Source organism: Streptomyces sp. MMG1533 (genome assembly GCF_001279775.1).
Classification (GTDB): Bacteria; Actinomycetota; Actinomycetes; order Streptomycetales; family Streptomycetaceae; genus Streptomyces.
In genome coordinates this window covers 1-20,893 of the sequence record NZ_LGDG01000041.1, presented here as the reverse complement: position 1 = coordinate 20,893, position 20,893 = coordinate 1, and the positions used below count along the sequence as shown (strand labels likewise).

15 protein-coding genes are annotated in these 20,893 nt (G+C 70.1%); 7 read left to right on the top strand and 8 right to left on the bottom strand.

What is annotated here, in order from left to right:
- The first annotated feature begins 87 nt into the window (after positions 1 to 87).
- Both ADK57_RS07160 and ADK57_RS07155 read left to right on the top strand, forming a co-directional pair.
- Positions 88 to 3,729: a hydantoinase B/oxoprolinase family protein gene (locus ADK57_RS07160; RefSeq protein ID WP_053748507.1), complete on the top strand. Its 3,642-nt coding sequence runs from the start codon at positions 88 to 90 to the stop codon at positions 3,727 to 3,729.
- A complete protein-coding gene (locus ADK57_RS07155) occupies positions 3,710 to 4,315 on the top strand; it encodes a GTP-binding protein (RefSeq protein ID WP_053748506.1) in 606 nt (201 codons plus the stop codon). The genes ADK57_RS07160 and ADK57_RS07155 overlap by 20 nt, the downstream gene beginning before the upstream one ends.
- Positions 4,316 to 4,418: 103 nt before the next feature.
- On the opposite strand, the gene glpK is transcribed toward ADK57_RS07155, so the two are convergent.
- The 5 genes from glpK to ADK57_RS07130 form a co-directional block, all read right to left on the bottom strand.
- Positions 4,419 to 5,939, bottom strand: a complete 1,521-nt coding sequence (glpK, locus tag ADK57_RS07150; protein WP_053748505.1) for a glycerol kinase GlpK — start codon at positions 5,937 to 5,939, stop codon at positions 4,419 to 4,421.
- Positions 5,940 to 5,992: 53 nt separating this feature from the next.
- A complete protein-coding gene (locus ADK57_RS07145) occupies positions 5,993 to 6,742 on the bottom strand; it encodes an MIP/aquaporin family protein (RefSeq protein WP_053748504.1) in 750 nt (249 codons plus the stop codon).
- 549 nt (positions 6,743 to 7,291) lie between these two features.
- A complete protein-coding gene (locus ADK57_RS07140; RefSeq protein ID WP_053748503.1) occupies positions 7,292 to 8,917 on the bottom strand; it encodes a GGDEF domain-containing protein in 1,626 nt (541 codons plus the stop codon).
- A gap of 147 nt (positions 8,918 to 9,064) precedes the next feature.
- Positions 9,065 to 10,255: a lipid-transfer protein gene (locus tag ADK57_RS07135; RefSeq protein ID WP_053748690.1), complete on the bottom strand. Its 1,191-nt coding sequence runs from the start codon at positions 10,253 to 10,255 to the stop codon at positions 9,065 to 9,067.
- Positions 10,252 to 10,677 carry a Zn-ribbon domain-containing OB-fold protein gene (locus ADK57_RS07130; protein ID WP_053748502.1) on the bottom strand — a complete coding sequence of 142 codons (426 nt, stop codon included), beginning with the start codon at positions 10,675 to 10,677 and terminating at the stop codon, positions 10,252 to 10,254. The genes ADK57_RS07135 and ADK57_RS07130 overlap by 4 nt, the downstream gene beginning before the upstream one ends.
- A 192-nt stretch (positions 10,678 to 10,869) precedes the next feature.
- Here ADK57_RS07130 and ADK57_RS07125 point away from each other — a divergent pair, with 192 nt between their 5' ends.
- Together ADK57_RS07125 and ADK57_RS07120 are read left to right on the top strand one after the other, a co-directional pair.
- A complete protein-coding gene (locus ADK57_RS07125; protein WP_053748501.1) occupies positions 10,870 to 11,679 on the top strand; it encodes a M15 family metallopeptidase in 810 nt (269 codons plus the stop codon).
- A gap of 68 nt (positions 11,680 to 11,747) precedes the next feature.
- Positions 11,748 to 12,284, top strand: a complete 537-nt coding sequence (locus tag ADK57_RS07120) for an NUDIX domain-containing protein (protein ID WP_053748500.1) — start codon at positions 11,748 to 11,750, stop codon at positions 12,282 to 12,284.
- 2 nt (positions 12,285 to 12,286) lie between these two features.
- On the opposite strand, the gene ADK57_RS07115 is transcribed toward ADK57_RS07120, so the two are convergent.
- The gene (locus ADK57_RS07115) at positions 12,287 to 14,653 is read right to left on the bottom strand and encodes a glycoside hydrolase family 31 protein (RefSeq protein WP_053748499.1); all 2,367 of its coding nucleotides are present in this window, start codon (positions 14,651 to 14,653) and stop codon (positions 12,287 to 12,289) included.
- Positions 14,654 to 14,865: 212 nt separating this feature from the next.
- Here ADK57_RS07115 and ADK57_RS07110 point away from each other — a divergent pair, with 212 nt between their 5' ends.
- From ADK57_RS07110 to ADK57_RS07100, 3 genes are all read left to right on the top strand, one after another.
- On the top strand, positions 14,866 to 16,833 hold the full coding sequence (locus ADK57_RS07110) for an acetoacetate--CoA ligase (RefSeq protein WP_053748498.1): 1,968 nt from the start codon (positions 14,866 to 14,868) through the stop codon (positions 16,831 to 16,833).
- Positions 16,834 to 16,948: 115 nt separating this feature from the next.
- Positions 16,949 to 17,191: a hypothetical protein gene (locus ADK57_RS07105; protein ID WP_053748497.1), complete on the top strand. Its 243-nt coding sequence runs from the start codon at positions 16,949 to 16,951 to the stop codon at positions 17,189 to 17,191.
- 108 nt (positions 17,192 to 17,299) lie between these two features.
- On the top strand, positions 17,300 to 18,193 hold the full coding sequence (locus ADK57_RS07100) for a hypothetical protein (protein WP_053748496.1): 894 nt from the start codon (positions 17,300 to 17,302) through the stop codon (positions 18,191 to 18,193).
- Positions 18,194 to 18,260: 67 nt separating this feature from the next.
- On the opposite strand, the gene ptsP is transcribed toward ADK57_RS07100, so the two are convergent.
- The gene (gene ptsP, locus ADK57_RS07095) at positions 18,261 to 19,931 is read right to left on the bottom strand and encodes a phosphoenolpyruvate--protein phosphotransferase (protein WP_053748495.1); all 1,671 of its coding nucleotides are present in this window, start codon (positions 19,929 to 19,931) and stop codon (positions 18,261 to 18,263) included.
- A 79-nt stretch (positions 19,932 to 20,010) separates the two neighbouring features.
- Positions 20,011 to 20,460 (bottom strand): PTS sugar transporter subunit IIA, encoded by a 450-nt coding sequence (locus tag ADK57_RS07090; RefSeq protein ID WP_053748494.1) that lies wholly within the window; start codon positions 20,458 to 20,460, stop codon positions 20,011 to 20,013.
- Between the last annotated feature and the right edge of the window lie 433 nt (positions 20,461 to 20,893).

Here is a 20,893-nt window from a genome sequence, read left to right as displayed (position 1 = left end):
ATCTGAACCATCGTCGACGACCATCTGCAGCAGGTCCCCCACCAGCCTGCAGACACGGTGCCGAGCAGTGCGATCGGGGAGACGGATGTGACGACGGGCTGGCAGTTCTGGGTCGACCGAGGCGGCACCTTCACCGACATCGTCGCGCGTCGCCCGGACGGCCGTCTGCTCACCCACAAACTGCTGTCGGACAACCCTGCCCGGTACTCCGACGCGGCGGTCGCCGGCGTCCGCCAACTGCTCGCCGGGTCCCAGGAGCCCGTCGAGGCCGTCCGCATGGGAACGACCGTCGCCACCAACGCCCTCCTGGAACGCAAGGGCGAACGGACCCTGCTGATCATCACCCGCGGATTCCGCGACGCCCTGCGCATCGCCTACCAGAACCGCCCCCACATCTTCGCCCGCCGCATCGAACTCCCCGAGCTGCTGTACGAGCGGGTCGTCGAGGTCGACGAACGGATCGCCGCCGACGGCACCGTGCTGCGCGCACCCGACCTGGACGCCCTCACCGGCCCTCTCCGGCAGGCCTACGACGACGGGATCCAGGCCGTCGCCGTGGTCTGCCTGCACAGCCACCTCCACCCCGCCCACGAACAGGCCGTCGGGGAACTGGCCGCCCGCACCGGCTTCCCGCAGATCTCGCTCTCCAGCGAGGTCAGCCCGCTGATGAAGCTGGTCCCGCGCGGGGACACCGCGGTCGTCGACGCCTATCTCTCGCCCGTGCTGCGCCGCTACGTCCAGCAGGTCGCCGGTGAACTCGAAGGCGTGCGGCTGATGTTCATGCAGTCCAACGGTGGCCTCGCCGAAGCGGGGCAGTTCCGCGGCAAGGACGCCATCCTGTCCGGCCCGGCCGGCGGCATCGTCGGCATGGCCCGTATGTCGCAACTCGCCGGCTTCGACCGCGTCATCGGCTTCGACATGGGCGGCACCTCCACCGACGTCTCGCACTTCACGGGCGAGTACGAACGCGTCTTCACCACCCGGATCGCCGGCGTGCGGCTGCGCGCACCCATGCTGGACATCCACACCGTCGCGGCCGGCGGCGGATCGGTGCTCCACTTCGACGGCTCCCGCTACCGCGTAGGGCCGGACTCGGCGGGCGCGGACCCGGGCCCCGCCTGCTACCGGGGCGGCGGACCGCTCGCCGTCACGGATGCCAACGTCATGCTCGGCCGTATCCAACCCGCCCACTTCCCCAAGGTGTTCGGCCCGAACGGCGACCAGCCCCTCGACGACACGCTCGTCCGGAACCGCTTCGCCGCACTGGCGCGCGAGATCCGCGAGCGGACCGGCGACGACCGCACTCCCGAGCAGGTCGCCGAGGGCTACCTGCAGATCGCCGTCGCCAACATCGCCAACGCGGTGAAGCGGATCTCCGTCCAGAAGGGCCACGACGTCACCCGCTACGCCCTCACCACCTTCGGTGGTGCCGGCGGACAGCACGCCTGCATGGTCGCCGACTCGCTCGGCATCCGCACCGTGCTCGTGCCGCCCATGGCCGGTGTCCTCTCCGCCCTCGGTATCGGCCTCGCCGACACCACGGCCATGCGCGAACAGTCCGTGGAGGCACCCCTGGAGCCCGCCTCCATGCCCGGCGTCCTGAAGACCGCCGACGACCTGGAGAGTGCCGCCCGCGCCGAACTCCTCGCCGAGGACGTCCAGGAGAGCCGCATCCAGATCACCCGGCGCGCCCAACTCCGCTACGACGGCACCGACACCCCCCTCACCGTCGAGCTCACCGAGCCCGACACGATGAGGCACGCCTTCGAAGAACGTCATCGCGCCACGTACTCCTTCACCCTCGACCGCCCGATCGTCGTCGAAGCCCTCTCCGTCGAAGCCACCGGCATCACCGCACCCCCCGATCTCTCCGCCCTGGCCACCTACCAGGGCCACACCGCCGCACCCGAGACCGTCCGCCTCCACACCGGCGGCGCATGGCGCGACGTACCCCTCCACCGCCGCGAGGAACTGCCCCCCGGCGAAACCGTCACCGGCCCCGCGATCATCACCGAGGCCAGCTCGACGACCGTCGTCGACGACGGCTGGCGGGCCGCGACGACCCACGACGGGCATCTGGTCATGGAACGCGCGGCGGTTACGCAGAGTTCCGATCTCGACACGAAAGCCGACCCGGTTCTGCTTGAGGTCTTCAACAACCTCTTCATGTCCATCGCCGAACAGATGGGCGCCCGCCTGGAGTCCACCGCCCAGTCCGTCAACATCAAGGAGCGGCTGGACTTCTCCTGCGCGCTCTTCGACCCGGACGGAAACCTGGTGGCCAACGCCCCGCACATCCCCGTCCACCTGGGCTCGATGGGCACGAGCGTCAAGGAGGTCATCCGGCGGCGCGGCTCGGGGATGCGGCCGGGGGACACGTACGCGGTCAACGACCCGTACCACGGCGGCACCCACCTGCCCGACGTCACGGTCATCACCCCGGTGTTCGACACCAAGCACCCGACGGACACGGAGAGTGACCCGGAGATCCTCTTCCACGTCGCCTCCCGCGGCCACCACGCCGAGATCGGCGGCATCGCCCCCGGCTCGATGCCCGCGAACAGCCGCACCATCGACGAGGAAGGCATCCTGTTCGACAACTGGCTGCTCGCCGAGAACGGCCGCTTCCGCGAGGAGGAGACCCGGCGCCTGCTCACCGAGGCGCCCTACCCCTCCCGCAACCCGAAGACCAACCTCGCCGACCTCCGCGCCCAGATCGCCGCCAACCAGAAGGGCGTCGACGAAGTCGCCCGCATGATCGAGAACTTCGGCCTGGACGTCGTACAGGCGTACATGAAGCACGTCCAGGACAACGCCGAGGAGGCCGTCCGCCGGGTCGTCGACGCCCTCGACGACGGCGAGTACGCCTACGAGACCGACTCCGGCGCCGTCATCCGCGTCAGCGTGCGCGTCGACCGCGAAAACCGCTCCGCCACCGTCGACTTCACCGGCACGTCACCGCAGCTGAGCACCAACTTCAACGCGCCCTACGCGGTCGTCAACGCGGCCGTCCTGTACGTCTTCCGCACCCTGGTCGCCGACGACATCCCGCTCAACGACGGCTGTCTGCGCCCCCTCGACATCGTCGTACCGCCGGGCTCGATGCTCGCCCCCGAGCCACCGGCAGCGGTCGTCGCCGGCAACGTCGAGACCTCCCAGGCCATCACCGGCGCCCTCTACGCGGCGCTGGGCGTGCAGGCCGAGGGTTCCGGAACCATGAACAACGTCACCTTCGGCAACGACCGCCACCAGTACTACGAGACCGTCGCCTCCGGATCCGGCGCGGGCGACGGTTTCCCCGGCGCGCCCGTCGTCCAGACCCACATGACCAACTCGCGGCTCACCGACCCCGAGGTCCTGGAGTGGCGACTGCCCGTGCAACTGGACGAGTTCGCCGTACGACGCGGCAGCGGCGGCGCCGGCCGGTGGCACGGCGGGGACGGAGCGGTGCGCCGCATCCGGTTCCACGAGCCGATGACCGTCTCCACGCTGTCGCAGCACCGCAGGGTTCCGCCGTACGGTATGGCGGGCGGCGAACCCGGCGAGCTGGGCGCCAACCGCGTGGAACGCGCCGACGGTACGGTCACCGAACTCGCCGGAAGCGACGCGGCCGACGTCGGCCCCGGCGACGTACTCGTCATCGAAACCCCCGGTGGCGGAGGCTACGGCCCTCCGTCGCCCGACCCCCATCAAGCAGGAGAAGAGATCGATGATCTTCGGGCGTTCTGAGCGCGGCAACCCCCCGGTCGAGCCCGTCACGTTCAAGATCCTGGTGGCCGGCGGATTCGGCGTGGGCAAGACCACCCTCGTCGGCGCGGTCAGCGAGATCAGGCCGCTGCGCACCGAGGAACTGCTCACCGAGGCAGGACGCCCGGTCGACGACACGAGTGGCGTGGCGGGCAAGCACACCACCACCGTGGCCATGGACTTCGGCCGCATCACCCTGCGCGAGGACCTGGTGCTGTACCTCTTCGGCACACCCGGCCAGGAGCGGTTCTGGTTCATGTGGGACGAGCTCTCCGAGGGCGCCCTCGGTGCCGTCGTCCTCGCCGACACCCGCCGTCTGGAGGACTGCTTCGCCGCCGTCGACTACTTCGAGCGGCGCTCCATCCCCTTCGTCGTCGGCATCAACTGCTTCGAGGGAGCGGCTCGTTATCCGGCCCAGGACGTACGCCAGGCCCTCGACCTCGACGACGGCGTACCCCTGGTCCTGTGCGACGCCCGCGACCGGGAGTCCGTCAAACAGGTCCTCGTCGACGTGGTCCGGCACGCGATGACGCAGGCGGCGGAGCGCCGCCAGACCGTCACCACGTGACAGGGGCGCGGCCCGTACCCCCGCCGACCGGGGTACGGGCCGCTGTCCGTGGGCGCAACGCACGTGCGCGTGGACCTGGTTGTCGTCCACGCGCGCGTGGGGATCAGTTCTCGCCGTCCTCCAGCCAGCCGAAGCTCTTCTCCACGGCCTTGCGCCAGTTGTGGTACTCACGATCGCGCACCGGTGCCTCCATGGCGGGCGTCCATTCGACGTCCTTCTGCCAGTGCGTCTTGAGCTCGTCCAGGTCGTTCCACACACCCGTGGCGAGGCCGGCCGCGTACGCGGCGCCCAGACACGTGGTCTCGGACACCTTGGGCCGGATCACCGGCACGTCCAGCACGTCCGCCTGGTGCTGCATGAGGAGGTTGTTCTTCGTCATGCCGCCGTCCACCTTCAGAGTGGTGATCTGCACCCCCGAGTCCTGGAACATGGCGTCCACGACCTCCCGCGTCTGCCAGCTGGTCGCCTCCAGCACCGCGCGCGCGAGATGCGCCTTGGTGACGTACCGGGTGAGCCCGGTGACGACACCGCGCGCGTCGGAACGCCAGTACGGCGCGTACAGACCGGAGAACGCGGGCACGATGTACGCGCCGCCGTTGTCCTCGACGCTCGCCGCCAGGGACTCGATCTCGTCGGCGGTACGGATGATGCCGAGCTGGTCCCGGAACCACTGAACAAGTGCGCCCGTTATGGCGATTGACCCCTCCAGGCAGTACACCGGCGCTTCACTGCCGATCTTGTAGCCCATCGTCGTCAGCAGGCCGTTCTTCGAAGGCACGGGCCGGTTGCCGGTGTTGAGGAGCAGGAAGCTGCCCGTGCCGTACGTGTTCTTCGCCGTGCCCACGTCGTAGCAGGCCTGCCCGAACACCGCCGCCTGCTGGTCGCCCAGCGCCGAGGCGACCGGCACGCCCGCGAGTTGGCCGACCGCCGTGCCGTACACCTCGGCGGACGACCTGATCTCGGGCAGGACGGCCTCGGGCACGTTCATGGCGGACAGGATGGAGGCGTCCCACTGGAGGGTCTCAAGGTTCATCAGCATGGTCCGCCCGGCGTTGGTCACGTCGGTGACGTGCCGCCCGCCGTCCGTGCCGCCGGTGAGGTTCCAGATCAGCCAGGAGTCGATGGTGCCGAAGGCGATCTCGCCGCGCTCGGCGCGCGCCCTGAGGCCGGGCACGTTGTCGAGCAGCCAGGCCGCCTTGGGCCCGGAGAAGTAGCTGGCCAGCGGCAGCCCGGTCTGCTCGCGGAAACGGTCCTGCCCGTCCGGGCCACCCAGTTGGTTGCACAGCGCGGCGGTCCGCGTGTCCTGCCACACGATGGCGTTGTGCACGGGCTTGCCGGTCGCGCGGTCCCACAGGACTGTCGTCTCGCGCTGGTTGGTGATCCCGAGCGCGCTGAGCTGGTCCGCGCGCAGACCGGCCTTGGCGATCGCCCCGGCGACCACGGCCTGCACCTTGGACCAGATCTCGGTGGCGTCGTGCTCCACCCAGCCCGGCTTGGGGAAGATCTGGCGGTGTTCGCGCTGGTCGACGGCGACGATCGCGCCGTTGTGGTCGAAGACGATGCAGCGGCTGGAGGTGGTGCCCTGGTCGATTGCGGCGACGTACTTGGCGGCGTTGTCCGTCATGGCTACCCCTTGGGCTGGGTTCAGAATGCTGCTCGAAGCTGCTGGGAAGCTGCTCAGAAGGCTGCGTTGTAGAGGAGACCCGCGAGCGCTCCGCCGATCAGCGGGCCGACGACCGGGATCCAGGCGTAACCCCAGTCCGAGGTGCCCTTGTTCGGGATCGGCAGGAAGGTGTGCACGATGCGTGGGCCGAGGTCGCGCGCCGGGTTGATGGCATAACCGGTGGGCCCGCCGAGGGAGAGACCGATGCCGACGACCAGCAGCGAGACGATCAGCACGAGGGTCCCGGACTCACCCAGCCCTGTGGTCAGCCCGAAGGCGAGGATCGGCAGGACGAGAGCGACCGTCGCGATGATCTCGGTGATCAGGTTGGCGACCGGGTTCCGGATCTCCGGGATGGTGGAGAAGACGCCCAGCGTCGGCAGCGGATCCTCCGCCGTGCCCTCCGTGGTGCCCGTCTCCCGGACATTGGCCTGGAACTGGGCGAAGTAGGTGAGATAGCACAGGACGGCGCCGAGCATGGCGCCGACCATCTGGCCCAGCAGATAGACCCAGACCTTGCCCCACTCACCGGTGTCGACGGCGATGCCGAGCGTGACGGCCGGGTTGAGGTGCCCGCCGGAGAGGGGAGCGGCGGTGTACGCGCCCGCCAGCACCCCGAATCCCCAGCCGAACGCGATCACGATCCATCCCGAGGCCCTCGCCTTGGAATATCTCAGGGTGACGGCGGCGCAGACGCCGGCGCCGAACAGGATCAGGATGGCGGTGCCGATGACTTCGCCGACGAAAATGTCTCCGTTGCTCATGGCGGCTCCTAGGCCCTGGCCCGGGACGATCGGCCCCGGTCCTCCGTGCAGGGTGCGGTTCCCTTGGCGAACAGCCGAGGGCAGGGAGAGTCCCGCGCCCCGCCCGGTGTCCGCGACGAGCGTGCCGTCGCAGCCGAATCGCCCATGGGGGTACGGGCCTCGGCTCAGGTGGGCCCGCGCGGCGCAGTGCCTGAATACGCCGAGAATGTACGGCGATGTCGACTGACACCGGAAGTGTTCACCGGCGTCCAGGGAGCGTCAAGGTCGCCGACGGCAACGGTTGAGGGGCCTGTGGCCCAGCCTTGACGGCGGGGGTGTGAACGCTCCGGCGGTCTTCTGCGCTCGGAGTTGAAGGGGACGCCAGGATTCCGGCATCACCCTGTGAGGACGGCCGCAGGCGGCGTTGTCACCCCTCGATGTCCGCCCGAGGTGGGGAATGACGGCCGGGGCTCCCTCGGGGCCTCAGGGACGGTTGCGGGTGGCGCTCAGCCTCGTTCCACCGCCGGCGCCATCTGACTGTGCCGACGGCTCGCCCGGTCTCCACCCCGACTATCCCGCCCGCACAGTCTCCGCTCCCGATCCCCGACGGATCTCGTGCCCCGGCAGCCCGGCGCGGCCCAGCACCCAACTCGCCCCGCTCAGCGACTTCGCGGCCTGTTTGAGCGGTGCAAGACAGGCCGCCGCTTCCCGATGATCGGTCACACTGCCCGGCACGCACAGCACCGTGGCCAGGGACAGGGTGACGGGACGCCCGCCCGCCGACCAGGGGACGTCCAGCACTGAGGCGGCGAGCGGTTCCAGCCCCTCCGGATCCGCGAGCACCAGGAAGTCGTCCCCGCCGATGTGACCCACCCGCGCACTGCCGGACACCGCGTGCAGAAGTGCCCGCCCCACGGACCGGATCAGCTCGTCGCCGGCCGCGAACCCGGCCCCGTCGTTGACCTGCTTGAAGTGGTCCACGTCCAGCCAGCTCAGGGCGAACGTCCGCCCGTTCGCGATCCGCCGGTCCACCTCACCGGTGATCGCATCCGAACCGGGCAGCCGGGTCAGCGGGTTGAGCCCGGCCGCCTCCTCGACCCGGTTCTCCGCCAGGGCTCGTACGAGGTCCGCGAGCCGTACGACGCCCACGCACCGGCCGTACCGGTCGACGACAGCCACGTCGTCCGACGTACGGTCCCGGTCACCGACGGCCACCACGTCCAGGACCTCCCACGCGGTGGCGTCGACGCCCACCGTCCTGGGCAGGTCGCCGAGCTTGGCCGCGGGCCGATCGGCGTACAGGGCATGCCCGTAGCGCCCCGACATGGACAGCAGGAAGCGGGACCGGTGCACCGACCGCACGGGTACGCCGTTCCGGTCCACGAGCAGTACCCCGGACACGTCCGGCGTGCCGGTCAGCAGCGCCCGCACCTGGCTCGCCGACGCGGTGGCGGGCAGCAGTGCGGCGGGTCGTACGAACTCCCGCACCGTCGGCCCCGAACGCGGTGCCTCGACGACGCCGGGGGAGCGGGGCGGAACGTATACGTCCGCGGCCGGCAGTCTGGACGGCGGCGCGAGCAACTGGCCCTGCGCGAGCTGTGCGCCGGCCGACAGCGCGGCGGCGCACTGCAGTTCGGTCTCCACGCCTTCGACGCACAGCAGCGCACCGAGCTCGTCGCACAGGGTCCGCATCGCCCGCACCGCCGCCGGCCGGGCAAGGAGTGAGGCGTCGAGTTTCACCAGGTCGGGCGCGATGTCGGCGAGGAGCCGCAGCGGCACGTCCCCGTCGCCGACGCCGTCCGCACTGATCCGGAACCCCTGCTCCCGCAGTCCGTCCAGCGCCTCCAACAGGGCTTGCTGCGGTACGTGGGTGTACGGCGGGCCGACGTCGATCGTCACCTCCCACGGCAGCCGCCCTGCCCGGCGCACGGCGTCGTGCAGCGGGGTGAGCCCGCCGAGGTCGGCAAGCGTGCCCGCGAACACGTTGACGTGCAGCGGCAGCAGAGTCTCCCTGCGAGCCGCCGAGCGGACCGCCAACACCGCAAGCCGACCGTCGAGTTCGGGGTCACGACGGGCCTCGGCCAGGATGTCCCCGGTCTCCGGGCGGGCGAGTATCTCCAGCCCTGCGACTCCGCCGGTCGTCAGATTGACCACCGGCTGGAAGGCGAAGCGGAGAGTATCCGTCCAGGAGTGCACGGGAGCATGATGTCGCTGCCGACGCAGGCCCAGGCCCAGTTCATGCGACGTTCACGCAGGATTCCCGGACGGTCACGCAGCGTACGGGAAAGCCCTTGCGGTCTCTGGTCCACTCCGCGCCCCGCCCGGACTCCGGCCGCTCGTCCCTCACCGCACCGCGATCACCGCCGACCCGTGCCCGAACAGCCCCTGGTTCGCCGTGGCCCCCACGCGCGCGTTCGCGACCTGCCGGTCACCCGCAGTACCTCTCAACTGCCAGGTCACTTCGCAGACCTGGGCGATCGCCTGCGCCGGCACCGCCTCCCCGAAGGAAGCTAGCCCACCGCTCGTGTTGACCGGTATGCGCCCGCCCAGGGTCGTCGCGCCTTCCCGCAGCAGCTTCGCCCCCTCGCCCTCCCCGCACAGGCCCAGGTCCTCGTACCACTGCAACTCCAGGGCGGTGGACAGGTCGTACACCTCCGCGACGGAGAGATCCTCGGGCCCGATGCCGGCCTCCTCGTAGGCCGCCCGTGCGATGGACGCCCGGAAGGTCTCGGCGGCGGGCCCGGCCGCCACCGCGGAGTCCGTCGCGATGTCCGGCAGGTCCAGCACGGTGCTGGGGTATCGCGGTGTCACGGTGGACACGGCCCGGATGCGCACCGGATCCGCCACTCCGTGCCGGCGCGCGAACTCCATGCTGGACAGCACCAGGGCCGATCCGCCGTCCGAGGTCGCGCAGATGTCGAGCAGCCGCAGCGGATCGGCGACCACGGCGGAGGCGGCGACCTCCTCGGCGGTGACCCGCTTGCGATAGCGGGCGTAGGGATTCAGCGCGCCCAGGGCGGAGTTCTTCACCTTGACCTGTGCGAAGTCCTCCGTCGTGTCCCCGTGCACAGCCATCCGCCGACGGGCGTACAGCCCGAAGTAGGTGGGGTTGGTCGCTCCGAGCACCCGGAAGCGCAACCAGTCCGGATCATCGGGCCGGTCTCCGCCCGCGGGACGGAAGAACCCCTTCGGCGCGGCGTCGGCGCCGACCACGAGCACGACATCCGCGAGGCCTGAAAGTATCTGCCCGCGCGCGGTGTTGACGGCCTGCGCACCCGACGCGCACGCGGCGTACACGCTCGTGACCCGCGCCCCCTGCCAGCCCAGTGCCTTCGCGAACGTCGCCCCGGCCACATACCCCGGATAGCCGCCACGTACGGTGTCCGCGCCGACGATCGAGCCGACCTCCCGCCAGTCCAGACCGGCATCGGCAAGCGCCGCGCGGGCCGCCACAACTCCGTACGAGACGAAACCGCGTCCCCACTTCCCCCACGGGTGCATGCCGGCGCCGAGCACCGCCACCTCACCTGTCACGCCGTCACCTCCGTCGGCCGCCACTGCCAGGTCGTCCAGATCGTCTCCGCGTCCTCATGGAGCACGCCGGGCACGACCTCCACCTCCATGCCCACCGCCAGATCGGCGACGGTGACCCCGGGGACTGCCTGTCCCAGTACCACCATCCGCTCTGCCTCCAGCTCCACAGCGATCAACGCGCACGGCTCCCACGGAAGTTCCGGATCGGTCACATAGGGTGACGGAGGCCGGTACCGGCTGTCGGTGTACGACCAGACGCGCCCGCGTCGGGACAGCGGGACCACCTCCAGATCGCCGCCGTGGCACCCGGGATTGCGGCAGTGGGTCTCCTCACGGGGGAAGAAGACCGAAGCGCAGGCGCGGCAGCGGGTTCCCAGCAGTCTGAAGTCGTCCCCGTCGCCGGTGAACCACCCGGCGACCACAGGTGTAGGCGTACGCGACAAGGCCCCTCCCCGACACCGAATCTGACGGAACGTCAGAAGTGTGCCACGGGTGGCGTCTCATGGGCAGGCCCGGCGTCTCATGGGCAGACCCGTGGTCACGGTGCTGCTTTCGAGGTGAACTGCATCCGACCGCTTCCCCGGTGGAACACACTCCTGATAGATGCAGGAGACATGACACGTCATACGAGCGCAGTACGCAGGCTGGTCGCCGTGTTCGCCGCCTTGCTGGCCGTGACCGCCACCTCCGCCACCGCCCGGGCGAGCACCGACCCCAAGGCGCCGGAGGACTTCGTGGCACTGAGAACCGTGGACCCGACGATCCTCCAGGAGATGCGCTACTTCACCCCGCACAACTTCGTCGGCGAGCGCATCGACGGCTACCGGCAACCGATCTGCATCCTCACCCGCCCCGCCGCCGAAGCGCTCCACCGGGCCCAGGTGAGCCTCCTGAGCCGGGGCTACACCCTCAAGGTGTACGACTGCTACCGGCCGCAGCGAGCCGTGAACCACTTCGTGCGCTGGGCGAAGGACCTCGACGACCAGGCCATGAAGGGCGAGTTCTACCCGGACGTCGACAAGACCCGTCTGTTCGAGGACGGTTACATCGCCGAGAAATCCGGCCACAGCCGCGGCTCGACCATGGACCTCACGATCGTGAAGCTCCCTGCGAAACCGACCAGGCCGTACGTCCCGGGAGAGCCCCTGGTGCCCTGTTACGCCCCCAAGAGCGAACGCTTCCCGGACAACTCCGTCGACATGGGCACCGGGTTCGACTGCTTCGACACCCTCTCGCACACCCTCGACCCGCGCATCGAGGGAGAGCAGCGGGCCAACCGGCTGCTCCTCAAGAGCACCCTGGAGGACCTCGGCTTCGTGAACCTCGCCGAGGAGTGGTGGCACTACACCTACAAGCCCGAGGCCTACCCGGACACCTACTTCGACTTCCCGGTGTCCGCGAAGTCGCTGACCAACAGCCACTGAGCCCCGGCCCACAGCTACCGGGGCACCTCCGGAAGACGCCCTTCCGCTGATCGGATACAGTCCGCCGCGTGTCCGAAACTCAGCACTCCATACCCAACTCCGCGCCCGGCTCCCACTGTTCGACCTGTGGAGCTCCCTACGGAGAGGGCGTCTCCGGCTGGCCCCGCACCTGTCCGGCCTGTACCACCGTCGCCTACCGCAATCCGCTCCCCGTCGCGGTGGCCCTCCAGCCCGTGTACGACACGCAGGGCACCGCCCTGGTGGTCATCACGCGAACCATCGCTCCCGCGCGCGGAGGCATCGCGTTGCCCGGCGGCTACATCGACGACCGCGAGGACTGGCGGCAGGCCCTCGTCCGTGAGCTCAAGGAGGAAACCGGCATCGACGCGGCGAGCCGCGACGTACGGCTCGTCGACGCGCTGAGCTCCCCCGACGGGCACCTCCTGCTGTTCGGGGTCCTGCCGGAGCGCCCGGTCGACGGCCTCCCGACCTCCGCGGCCACGGACGAGACGGAGGGCTGGCACCTCCTGCGCAGGCCCGAGGAGCTCGCCTTCCCCCTGCACACGCTGGCTGCGCGGGCCTGGTTCGAGGGCCGGTACGTCTGACCTCAGTCCGTCTCCAGTCCCCGTATGCGCACCGGGTGAGGCGGCTCGCTCACGCCGCCCTCACCCTCCCGCTCGACGACCACTCGCGAGCCCTCCCAGCGGGCGACGTAGCGCTCGATCTCAGGCTCGTCCCAGCCGTCGCCCGCGTCCGGCACCACCAGCCCGCCCCCGACGCGTCCCCGGGCTGGCGCCCAGACCTCCAGTTCCAGACCGCCGTCGTCACCGCGCACCGGGATGACGGCGCCCGCCCGCACGAGTACCGGGATCCGTGACAGGGGAGCGTCCACGAGGACCTGAGCCGGCCCCTCGTAGGCCTGCCCCGTCGCCGTGTCGTACCAGCGCCCCCGGGGCAACTGCACCGCACGCCGGTCCGCGCCCGGATCGAGCACCGGCGCCACCAGCAGGCAGTCGCCCAGCAGAAACGCGTCCTCGCAGTCACGCAGCGCGCGGTCCTCGGGCGCCGACCACCACAGCGGCCGCACATAGGGCGCCCCGGTACGCCGGGCCAGGTGCGCCAGTGTCACGAAGTACGGCAGCAGTCGTCGGCGTTCGACGAGCGCCACGCGCGCGTGCTCCAGTACGTCGGCACCGAACTCCCAGGGCTCCCTGCGCCCGGCCCGAAGGCTCGCGTGCGTGCGGAAGAGCGGCAGATACGCGCCCAGTTGGAACCACCGCAGAAACAGCTCGGGCGACGGACTTCCGTCGTAGCCGCCCACATCCGGCCCCGAATACGGCACCCCGCACAGCCCCAGCCCCATGACCAGGGACAGCGACGCCCGCAGCCCCGGCCAGCCCGTGGCGACGTCGCCGGACCATGTCCCGCCGTAGCGTTGCATCCCCGCCCAGCCGGAGCGCGAGAAGATGAAAGGGCGCTCCTGAGGAGCCAGCTCGCGCAGTCCCTCGTACGCCGCCCGGGCCATGCACAGCGCGTACACGTTGTGCGCCTCGCGATGGTCCCCGCCCCGTCCCTCCAGCGAGTGCCTGGCCGACCGCGGCAGCGTCGACTCCCCGAAGGCGGCGAACGAGGTGGGTTCGTTCATGTCGTGCCAGAAGCCCGAGAATCCCTGTGCGAGTCGCTCCGCGTAGAGGCGCCCCCACCACTCACGCACGCGCGCGTGCGTGAAGTCTGGATGGACGGTTTCTCCGGGCCACACGACGCCGCGCACGAGCCGGCCGGCCGCGTCCCGCACGAACGCATTCCCGTCCACCCCGGCGTCGAACACGGCGTTGCCCGGTTCGGCCTTGACCGCGGGGTCGACGATCGACACCAGCCGGATCCCGTCCCGCCGCAACTCCTCGGCCAGCACCGGCAACTTGGGGAAGCGATCCTGATCGACGGTGAACACCTGGTGTGCGTCGTAGTGATCGATGTCCAGGTGGACCACATCGAGGGGCAGCCCCCGCTCCTGGTAGCCCGAAACTATCCGCCGCACCTCCTGCTCACTGCCGAAGCCCCACCGCGCGTGATGGTGACCGAGCGCCCAAGCCGGCGGCAGCGCCGGTGCCCCGGTGAGCGAGGCCCAGGCGAGCAGCACGCGCGCGGGGGTCCCCACCATCACCCAGCAGCGCAGCGGCCCGCCATCCATCCTCAGCTCGCACGTGCCTGCCCGGTCGTGTCCGGACCCGGCGCCCTCCTCGCCCTCCCGAAGGGTGACCGTGCCGTCCCACGAGGTGTCGTGGAACGCCAGATGCGTGGCCGCGTCGGCCACGACCAGCTGCACCGGCATCGTGACGTACAGCGGGTCGTCGCCGGGGCCGAAGGGGTGGCCGGGATCGGTGTTCCACAGCCGGTACGTCCCGTCGCGCAGCCGGGGTCCGCAAGCGCGCCCACCGAGCCCGAAGAACCGCGCGTCGGCGGTCACCTCCGAGCGCTGCATCCACCGCGCCGGGCCGCCGCCGACCGGCTCCCACCACCGGGGCGGCAGATCCCGGCGCAGCGTCACCCCTCCGGGCGTACGTACCTCGACCGCCCCGTGCCGCGAGACGATGACCGTCACCCGCTCGGCCACGACCCGCCAGCCGCCGTCCTTGTCCGGCTCCAGCACCGCCCGCGGGTCCGGCTCGGGGCAGGGGTTCGCGAGCCCGTACGACGGCTCAGGACCGACCCCGTCCCAACCCCAGAACACAGCCCCGTTCAAGGCGACGGTGATCCGCAGTGCGGAGCGGTTGAACCGGACGACACCACCCCCGGGCCCGGGCTCCGCGTCCCGCACCGGCCCGGGCACTCGTGCCCGCTCGGCCCCCCGCGGCGGCAGCCCGGAGGCGTCGGTACGCCTCCTGCGCCATGCGGCCCGTACGGTACGCAACCCTTGGGCCGCCCCCGCCGAACCGATCGCCTTCACCGAACGCACCAGGTCACGACCGTCCATGCTGCTCAGCCTGCCACTGACTGGCCCACGATTGCGTGTCGTTCAACTGCCGTTCACCCGTGCTGGGACCACATCTTCACGACACGGACTATGTGGGGCACGCCCTGGTGCAGGAGTTGATCACATGGCATCGTCCATGTCAGCCGCGTCACGCGCACACCCAGCCCGTGCGCGGAGGACGCACACGACGCGCACAGTCCGGGAGCCGCCCCATGTCGACCGTGAACCCCCAGCCGCTCTGGCAGCCCGATCCGGAACGCATCGCCCAGGCACAGGTCACCAGATTCCAGGCCTGGGCAGCCGAGCACCACGGTGCCCCTTCCGACGGCGGCTACCCCGCACTGCACCGCTGGTCGGTCGACGAACTGGACACGTTCTGGAAAGCCGTCACGGAGTGGTTCGACGTACGCTTCTCGACCCCCTGCGCGCGCGTGCTCGGCGACCGCTCGATGCCCGGTGCCCAGTGGTTCGCCGGGGCGACCCTGAACTACGCCCAGCACGCCCTGCGCGCCGCCGAGACCCGCGCGGACGAACCGGCCCTTCTCCACGTCGACGAGACCCACGACCCGCGCCCGGTCACCTGGTCCGAGCTGCGCCGCCAGGTCGGCTCCCTGGCCGCCGAGCTGCGCGCCCTCGGCGTACGCCCCGGAGACCGCGTCAGCGGCTACCTCCCCAACATCCCGCAGGCCGTCGTCGCCCTCCTGGCCACGGCCGCCGTGGGTGGGGTCTGGACGTCCTGTGCTCCCGACTTCGGCGCCCGCAGCGTCCTTGACCGCTTCCAGCAGGTGGAACCGGTGGTCCTGTTCACCGTCGACGGCTACCGCTACGGCGGCAAGGAACACGACCGCCGCGACACGGTCGCCGAACTGCGGGGCGAACTGCCCACCCTGCGCGCCGTCGTCCACATCCCTCTCCTCGGCACCCGGGCTCCCGAAGGCGCGCTGGAGTGGTCGGACCTGACGTCCGCCGACACGGACCCCGTCTTCGAGCAGGTGCCCTTCGACCACCCCCTGTGGGTGCTCTACTCCTCGGGCACGACCGGCCTGCCCAAGGCCATCGTCCAGTCCCAGGGCGGCATCCTCGTGGAACACCTCAAGCAGCTCGGCCTGCACTGCGACCTGGGCCCCGAGGACCGCTTCTTCTGGTACACGTCCACCGGCTGGATGATGTGGAACTTCCTCGTCTCCGGCCTCCTCACGGGCACCACGATCGTGCTCTACGACGGCAGCCCGGGCTATCCCGACACAGGCGCCCAGTGGCGGGTCGCCGAACGCACCCAAGCCACGCTCTACGGCACCTCGGCCGCGTACGTCATGGCCTGCCGCAAGGCCGGCGTGCGCCCCGGCCGTGACCACGACCTCTCCAAGGTGCGATGCGTCGCCACCACCGGCTCGCCCCTGCCGCCCGACGGATTCCGCTGGCTCCACGACGAGGTCCGCGATGACCTGTGGATCGCCTCAGTCAGCGGCGGTACGGACGTCTGCTCCTGTTTCGCGGGAGCCGTACCGACCCTCCCCGTGTACATCGGCGAGCTCCAGGCCCCCGGGCTGGGCACCGACCTGCAGTCCTGGGACCCGAGCGGAAAGCCCCTGGTCGACGAGGTCGGCGAGCTCGTCGTCACCAACCCCATGCCGTCCATGCCGATCCACTTCTGGAACGACCCGGACGGCAGCCGCTACCACGACAGCTACTTCGACACCTACCCCGGAGTGTGGCGCCACGGAGACTGGATCACCGTCACCTCGCGCGGCTCGGTCGTCATCCACGGCCGCTCCGACTCGACGCTCAACCGCCAGGGCGTACGCATGGGTTCGGCCGACATCTACGAAGCCGTCGAACGCCTCCCCGAGATCAAGGAATCGCTCGTCATCGGCATCGAACAGCCCGACGGCGGCTACTGGATGCCCCTCTTCGTGCATCTGATCCCGGGAGCCGTCCTGGACGAAGCCCTCCTGAACCGCATCAAGCAGGTCATCCGCGAACAACTCTCTCCCCGCCACATCCCCGACGAGGTCATCGAGGTGCCCGGCATCCCGCACACCCTCACCGGTAAGCGCATCGAGGTGCCCGTGAAGCGCCTGCTCCAGGGCACCCCCTTGGAGAAGGCCGTCAACCCGGGCTCCATCGACAACCTCGACCTGCTCCACTTCTACGAGGCCCTGGCCCGCAAACGCGCCTGACCGCAGCCCCGGAGGGCCGGCCAACCCCCGTAGGTGGCCTCGGACTCACCAGTACGACGGCGAAGTCCGAGGCCGGCCACACCGCGTCCTCGACGCACCACACGGGCTCGCACCCGTGCTGCTCGTCCTCAACAAGGTGATGGTGGTCGCCCTCCAGGTCCCCCTGGCCAGCTTCGGCACCATCACGGCGGCAGCCCGCAAGCTTCTCGTCCCGCTCTCCGCCGCCTTCACCCTGGCCGAGATGCTGCACGCCAGGATCTCCTGGGAACTCTCCGTCACCCTCGGACACTCGCCGTCACCGTGGCCATCGCCGCGGGTCCGATCGGCTGGACCGCCTCCGGCACCACCATCGCTGTGACCTGCCTGGCCCAGCGCCGGCTCGTCCGTGACGGCCGAGCCCGGAGGCCGTTGTCAGTGCCGCCGATTACTGTGAGTGAGCATTGATCGACTGCACACAGGGGGAACCATGGCGCACACCGACCACCAGACCATGCGACGCGTCCTGCGCCGCGAAATCGCCGGCACCATCGGACTGCTGACCGACGAGCACGACTTCCGCGCCATGCGGCGCTACCGAAGCTTCACCTTCGACGATCACACAGCCTATCTACGACAGGTCGAAGACCTCCTCAAAACCCGGGCCGCCCAGGGCAGCCACACCACGGTCGCCCTCTTCGACCCACAGGAGTACGCCGAGTACTGCACGGACGCGGGGCTCGACCCGGACATCCAGTCGAGCCGCACACGCTTCACAGCGGAACTTGCGACAACGGGCCCGACCATCCCCTACGACGGCCAGCCCTTGGCCGACCTGGTACCGGCCCTGGTGGACGAAGCCGTCCGGCAGGCCACGTGGGAGTACGCGAGCACCCTGCTGGCCCGCCTCGGTGCCTGTGCCTCCTGCGGCGAGGACATCGGCCGCGCGGCCTTCGTCCGAGCCTCCCACCTCCTTGTCCGCATCCTGGAGACAGCCCAGCGGGGAGACCGACACCTCGTCTGCAGCGTCACGGGAACTCCGGAAACGCTCCTGTCCGTGCTCCGCACAGAGGAAGACACCGACGGAGCCACCCACCTCGACGAGGCCGAAGCCCTCGAATTCACCACCGTCCTGGCCCTCGGCCTCGCCACCCAGAGTCCCGGCGGTCTCGTCATGCGCACCAGCGCTCCCGGTACCCCGGACCGCATCTACGGCTGGCGCATGCGCGGAGATGGCCTCGAACCCCTCACCGCGGGAGAGGTCTTCGACGCCTACTGCACCGACATCGCTTCCGGAGACCTCATCTCCCCGGAATCGGACGTCGACTATTGCGCGCCGCCCGACCTCGGCGACGCGGGGCAGACGCCGGGACACCACCACTGAACGCGTGAGGGGCGCCCCACCCGCAGGTGGAGCGCCCCTCCCGGCCGACAGTCGGCGGGTCCGGCCACTATTCGCCGGACAGCACCGCCTGAGCCGCGCTGCGCGCCTCCTCGGCACTGTCCGCAGCACGAGCGGCCGCCGCCGCCCGCTCACACTGCGCCAGCGTGTACTTCGCCAGGGTCCCCCGGACATAAGGGATCGACGCAGCACCCATGGAGAGAGAGGTGACACCGAGACCGGTCAGCACACATGCGAGCAGCGGGTCGGACGCGGCCTCGCCGCAGACACCACAGCTCTTGCCCTCGGCCTTCGCCGCCTCTGCGGACAGCGCGACCAGGTCGAGCAGCGCGGGCTGCCACGGATCCTGCAGACGGGACACCGCACCCACCTGACGGTCCGCGGCGAAGGTGTACTGCGCGAGGTCGTTGGTCCCCAGGGACAGGAACTCGACCTCCTGCAGAATCGAGCGCGCCCGCAGCGCGGCCGACGGAATCTCCACCATCGCCCCGAACTTCGCCTGCAACCCCGCCTCACGGCATGCGTCGGCGAAGGCCTTCGCATCGGCACGGTCCGCCACCATCGGAGCCATGACCTCGAGGTAGACCGGCAGCCCCTCGGCAGCCTTGGCCAGCGCGGTCAGCTGTGTGCGCAGCACCTGAGGGTGGTCGAGCAGCGTCCGCAGACCCCGCACGCCCAACGCCGGGTTCGGCTCGTCGGCGGGTGTGAGGAAGTCCAGCGGCTTGTCCGCGCCCGCGTCCAGCACACGCACCACGACACGACCCTCGGGGAACGCCTCGAGAACCTGTCGGTAGGCGTCGACCTGCTTCTCCTCCGACGGAGCGTTCTTGCTGTCGTCGAGGAACAGGAACTCGGTACGGAACAGACCGACACCCTCGGCCCCGGCCTCGACGGCCGCCGGCACGTCGGCCGGACCACCGACATTGGCCAGCAGCGGCACCTTGTGACCGTCGGAGGTGACACCCGGCCCCGTCGAAGCGGCCAGCGCGGCCTTGCGTTCGGCGGCCTCGGCCGTCAGCCGCGTCTTCCTCTCATCTGTGGGGTTCACGAAGATCTCGCCGGTGCTCCCGTCCACGGCGATCACCGTGCCCTCGGCCAGTTCACCCGCGCCGGGCAGTGCCACCACGGCAGGCACCCCGAGCGCACGAGCCAGAATCGCGCTGTGGCTGGTCGGCCCGCCCTCCTCGGTGACGAAACCGAGGACCAGGGTCGGGTCCAGAAGAGCGGTGTCGGCCGGCGCAAGGTCCCGAGCAATTAGGACATACGGCTCGTCGCTGTCCGGGACACCGGGCATCGGCACCCCGAGCAAGCGGGCGACGATACGGTTCCGCACGTCATCGAGGTCGGCCACCCGACCGGCCAGGTACTCGCCGGCCCCGGCGAGCAGGGCCCGGTACGCGGCGAAGGCGTCGTACACCGCACGCTCGGCCGTGCTCCCGACGGCGATGCGTCGCTCCACGTCCGCCATCAGTTCGGGGTCTTGGGCCATCATGGCCTGCGCCTCAAGTACCGCCTGGGCTTCGCCTCCGGCCAGATTGCCGCGTGCCATCAGGTCGGCCGCCACAGCCTCCACGGCCTTGCGGGCGCGCCCCTGTTCGCGCTCCGCGTCCTCCACCGGGATCTGCTTGGCAGGCGGTTCCAGCACCGCCGTTCCCATGTGCCGAACCTCGCCGATCGCCACACCATGGCTCACGCCGACGCCTCGCAGGGTTGTCTCCATCTCACCCGTCTCCGATAGTGCGGCGGGTCCCGCCGCCGCGGTGGTTGTCCCTACTTGCCGTCGTACGACGGCGCCGACGTCACTTCCAGACGAAGAGACTGTCGCCCGACTTCACGTCGCCGTCCTCACGGAGCTCGCCGAGTGCCTCGGCGGTGGCCTCCAGTGCCACGACCGGGCAGACCGGAGACTTGCCGGCGGCCTCGACAGCGGCCGGGTCCCAGCGCACCACGCTCTGACCGCGTGTGACGGTGTCGCCCTTGTTCACGAGCAGCTCGAAGCCTTGGCCGTTGAGTTGCACGGTGTCGATGCCGAGGTGGGTGAGTACACCGTGTCCCGTCTCGTCGACGACGACAAAGGCGTGCGGATGCAGCGAGACGATGACTCCGTCCACGGGCGCGACAGCCTCGGAAGGCTCACGCACGGGGTCGATGGCCGTGCCCGGGCCGACCATGGCCCCGGAGAAGACCGGATCGGGCACTGCTGCCAGTCCGATGGCGCGTCCGGCAAGCGGGGACGTCACGGTGGTCATGGGAAGCCTCCCAGGGGTGGAGATTCTTATGGGCCGTCGCTGCCTGTCCCGGACGGCGCACTGTTTCAGCAGGGTATGTCACATGTAGTAACGGTTCTGCAGGGAGCTTACGCATAAGTGGTCTAGACCACAACCTCAATCGATTTGCACCCGTCTCGCGGCCCCGTGTACAGTCGTACTCCTGCTTGGGGCTGAGCGACGCACGGCGTCCTTGCCTGGCAGCACCCAACTTGTCAGATCCTATCTCGGGGTCACCTTCTGCATGCCTGCAGGACGGTGGTCAGAGGGCCGGAAAAACACTGATAGAGTTTGGAACACCGAAGGGAAGCGCCCAGAGGAAAGCCCGAGAGGGTGAGTACGAAGGAAGCGTCCGTTCCTTGAGAACTCAACAGCGTGCCAAAAGTCAACGCCAGATATGTTGATACCCCGTCTG